The organism is Vibrio makurazakiensis, assembly GCF_050337375.1.
In the GTDB taxonomy this organism is placed as follows: Bacteria; Pseudomonadota; Gammaproteobacteria; order Enterobacterales; family Vibrionaceae; genus Vibrio; species Vibrio makurazakiensis.
On record NZ_JAKJSW010000314.1, the window covers coordinates 1 to 3,560 of the forward strand.

The 3,560-nt window shown below is 43.3% G+C and carries 3 protein-coding genes and 1 pseudogene; all 4 read right to left on the bottom strand.

Annotated features, from left to right (window positions below):
* On the bottom strand, positions 1–651 hold a 651-nt coding region (btuD, locus tag L4C33_RS20615; RefSeq protein ID WP_428814266.1), incomplete at its 3' end, for a vitamin B12 ABC transporter ATP-binding protein BtuD.
* Positions 638–1,633: a vitamin B12 ABC transporter permease BtuC gene (gene btuC / locus L4C33_RS20620; RefSeq protein WP_428814267.1), complete on the bottom strand. Its 996-nt coding sequence runs from the start codon at positions 1,631–1,633 to the stop codon at positions 638–640. The genes btuD and btuC, both read right to left, overlap by 14 nt.
* 146 nt (positions 1,634–1,779) lie before the next feature.
* Positions 1,780–2,808, bottom strand: coding sequence for a succinylglutamate desuccinylase (locus tag L4C33_RS20625; protein ID WP_428814268.1), 1,029 nt, complete (start codon positions 2,806–2,808; stop codon positions 1,780–1,782).
* A 227-nt stretch (positions 2,809–3,035) separates the two neighbouring features.
* Positions 3,036–3,560: pseudogene (locus tag L4C33_RS20630) on the bottom strand (M3 family oligoendopeptidase); the annotation flags it as partial.

Here is a 3,560-nt window from a genome sequence, read left to right on the forward strand (position 1 = left end):
GTTTTGCAAAATACCCTTATCTAATAGAAGTACCTGATCTGCATGCCTTAACGTTTTGTTTAAATCATGATTTGCCATGATCACAGTGATCCCAAGTTCGGCAACTCGATCTATTAACTTATAAAGCAATGCTTCCTGAGCAATATCCAGCGGTGCTGCTGGCTCATCCAAAATAAGCAGTTTTGCGTAAGGGTTTAGAGAGGGCCAAATTTGCAGACACATTGCTGCTAAACGAACTCGTTGCCATTCACCACCCGATAATGCTTGTATAGAGCGATGAAGCTTATCTGATATGTCGAGCATATCCGCAATTTCATTTAACGCTTGTTGAATTAAAGGCTCATTATTCTTTGCGCTAGAAGGGATTGATAAAGATAAGTATTGGAAGACTTCCAAATTAAAAGCCGGACGTGCACTTTGGCTCAAATAAGCGCGATACAGAGCTAAGTCGGGCAAACTCATTTGGGATAAGTCAGCCTCCCCTAACATAATTTGGCCTTTGTATTCAGCCCCAACGCCAGACAACGATGAAAGCAGTGTACTTTTACCGCTTCCGTTTGGCCCAATCACATGTGTGATCGTACCGGGAGCCAAATTAAACGACAGTGGCAATAAACGCTCGCCAACATGGACACTTTTAATGCGAATCATGGTTTTTCACTAACATCCAAATAAAAATAGGAGCGCCGATACTGGTCGTCATAACCCCAAGCGGCAGTTCAGCAGAATCAAGTAATGTTCGTGCAAATATATCAGAGAACACTAGCAGCGCTGCTCCAGCAATAGCAGACAAAGGTAATAGAAAGCGATTGTCTGTACCTATGGCTAAGCGCAGTAAGTGTGGCACAACTAAGCCAACAAAACTGATAACACCACCAAGGGCCACTGCGCAGCCTACTAGGATTGAAACTGCAAAAATCAGCTTCCAACGTAGCTTTGGAACATCGACACCCAGCTGTGCTGCATGGGTTTCACCAATCATCAACTTATCAAGTTTACTGCCCTGCAAACACAACCAAATAATGACGGGAACCATAACAATAGTCAGCGAGTGCTGATACCAACTTACACCACCTAAGCTGCCCATTAGCCAGTACATCAGCAAACGTAGGCTCAAGTCGTCGCTAAAGTAGAAAGCCCACGTGACCATTGCCCCAGAAAGGATCCCTAATGCAACGCCAACTAACAGCAAACGCGTGGTAGTCAAACGCATGGCACGAGCCATGCCGACAAGAATAAGAGTAAAGCACAGTGAGCCTATCACCGAGGCGATCATAAATAGCTCAGGTGTCGGGGCAAAAGGCAAAAAGAATAATACGATGACCATAGCCAGGCTAGCGCCACCCGAGATACCCAGCACACCAGGTTCTGCTAATACATTACCCAGTAACACTTGCAAGCTTGCACCTGATACCGCTAATGCGGAACCAATCGCAACCGCAGCCAGTAAGCGAGGTAAACGTAAATCGAGTAAGAGTTTTTCTTCAAGGGCGGACATAGCGCCAAAAGGAGAGATGAAGAGGTCACCAACCATGAGGTAGATACAACTTAAAGCTATGAGAATAGCGCTCATAGAGTAAATCGCACGCTTCCAGCGGTTCTGTTTTTTACCAATAAGTTGTTGGAAGTCCATATCGAGCTACTTTGTCAGTGATGGCATAACCTTACCTGTATCCCAAAACAACTTCAAGGTTCACAGCAAGCTGCAAACCTTGAAAATCAGGGGCTTGAGGCCAATTATCAACCTCTATTCACTGTCTGTAACGAATTGGATACTAATTAGTCATAAACTAACTGATCATGTTCAAAACGGGTCTCAACTTCACACACCATAAGTGCAGCGCGTTGACCTATTGCCACATTTCTATTTGGGAACACTACTGCTTCATTTTCGTTTTTCGCCATTAAAGGCTTTTCCCCGTCATGTCCGAAAACTTCACCGTGCTTGAAGCTAGTGAAATTCTCAACATCATCGGCAAACATAAAACCGAAGTCTTCATGTAAACGAACGATAGTACGGCTAACGCGGTAAATAATAGACTTTTTCGACAAGTGTTCCGGTTTAGCTTCAGCGACTAAGTTACGCATAGCGAGATCAAACGCCGTCAGCTTATCTAATTGATTTTCACCTATACGCGCGACTTGCCCCAGCTCCATAGTTAAAGCCTGCGCTCCGAAGTTTTCTGCACTGTACCAGCTAAAAGTACTCGTCGGTGAATTTGAAAGCAGTACGGCTTCAACATGCCCGCTATTAATGAACTCAATCAGCTCTTTACTACGAACGGCATGCCTTACTTTCGGGCTTACGGCGAACGAATAGTGCTTCGAAAGACGAATTGCACAGTGAAGATCTAAGTGCCAGCGAGTCTCGACTCCCGTATCTTTGTAGAAGTCAGTGACTATCGTTTTAAGCTGATCAGCGATAACAACTTCTCGGTTCGTTTCACGCGGCTTATCATCGAAAAGTCGATTTAAGTTTTCATCTAAAAATCGAGTATGAGCATTCGTTGCTTCAGGGTGAGCAATAATGAATAAACAACGCGCTTCCACTTTCTGAAAACCCGTTTCAATATCCTCGATTAGCTTATCAGCCAACTCCATTGGTGAAGTTTCATCACCATGAATACCACAAGAGAAGACGATGTTTTTTGATTGGTCTGTATAGTTTGCAGGAACAACTTCCAACACACCTCTTTGATGTACTGTTAGTCGGACTCCATTTGAAAGGACACTTTGTCCTGCAAGCATTTCCTGTTCAAGATCTAGGCTGTCAAAAAGAAATGATTGGCGAAAGAGAGATTTCGTCATGCGCTACTCCTTAATTGCACGGCCGTATGTTAATAAATTGTACATGTTATTTTTGCAGCAAGGATCGCACTTATAGATAGAAATTACATTATCACTCACAAATATCTTCCCCACTCCCATTACGGTGTGCACTGAACTTCATAACTCATTGAGTTTTCAGGGTGATTTGAAGCCATGTAAGCTAACACGGCTTCAGTTTGGCATTATCAGGTTAAGATCAACAAATGCTATTGATTGAGCAGTTTTTCGAACTCATCAACTTGCGCTTTCACCATGTCGATACTTTGTTGCCAGAAGTCAACCTGAGTTAAATCCATGCCCAAATGCTTAGCAACGACATCTTCTGCCATCATGCTGCCAGTGTCACGAAGTAGAGATACATAATCAGAATAGAATTGGTCGCCTTTCGCATCTCGTTGAGCGTAAACCCCTTTACTGAATAAATATCCAAACAAGTAAGGATAATTATAAAAGCTCACTTCAGAGATACTGAAATGCAGTTTACTCGCCCAAAAATAAGGGTCAGCTTCGGTCATGGCATCGCCGTACCAATCTTTCCAGGTTTGTGACATTAATGAACACAGCTGATCAGGAGACAGTTCCCCTTGCTCCCGTAACTCATAAAATGCTTTTTCGAATTCGAAACGAACAGGAATGTTAACCATAAGCGCTAACGAAGAAGATAGCTCCTCCCACAACATTTCGAGTTTTTCATTATTGGTTTCCGCTTGATTTAGCAGATAGTCACGAAC

Coding starts and splice junctions, on each gene's coding strand:
- btuC (WP_428814267.1), bottom strand. CDS start 1,633: ATGGACTTCCAACAACTTATTGGTAAAAAACAGAACCGCTGGAAGCGT.
- L4C33_RS20625 (WP_428814268.1), bottom strand. CDS start 2,808: ATGACGAAATCTCTCTTTCGCCAATCATTTCTTTTTGACAGCCTAGAT.